Annotated in this window: 1 protein-coding gene; it reads right to left on the reverse strand. The window is 69.3% G+C overall.

The genetic code is table 11. The features are described 5' to 3' along the window. Positions 1 to 193: 193 nt before the first annotated feature. Positions 194 to 453 (reverse strand): hypothetical protein (locus OWC48_RS46545; protein ID WP_282525999.1); only part of this gene is annotated, 260 nt, incomplete at its 5' end.

Raw genomic sequence — 453 nt, forward strand, 5'->3', positions numbered from 1 at the left:
CGCCGATCCGTGATGCCGCGCCCCGCGAGGGCGACCACTGGAATTTCTCCAATGCCAGGGAGCGCGCGGCCGGAGGCTTAGACGAGCGGCCGATGCCGCACAAGGGCGGGCACGGACATGGCGCGATCTTTGGTCGACCAAATACCTGCTTTGCCGCGGGGGATGCGGCCTTTCCGCGACAGGATACGCGCGTTCAAGCCCACAGGCCCGCGAGAATGTCCCGAAAGTCCCCCTCCGCGTCAGACAGGACGACGATCTTGGAATCGGGAAAGCCCGCGGCGGAGAGCCGCTCCGCCTCGCTCCGGTCGTCGACGCAGAGCCGGTCGATGGCATGCTCGAAGGCGAGGATTCGACGGTCGCCCGAGCGGGCGCCCTCCTCCGGGCACCGCAGCACGGCGATCGCCGTTCCCCGCTCCCGGAGGCCGGACATCAGCGGATAGAGCCGGGGATGGG

The sequence above is a fragment of the Bradyrhizobium sp. Arg816 genome (assembly GCF_029989365.1).
GTDB lineage: Bacteria > Pseudomonadota > Alphaproteobacteria > Rhizobiales > Xanthobacteraceae > Bradyrhizobium.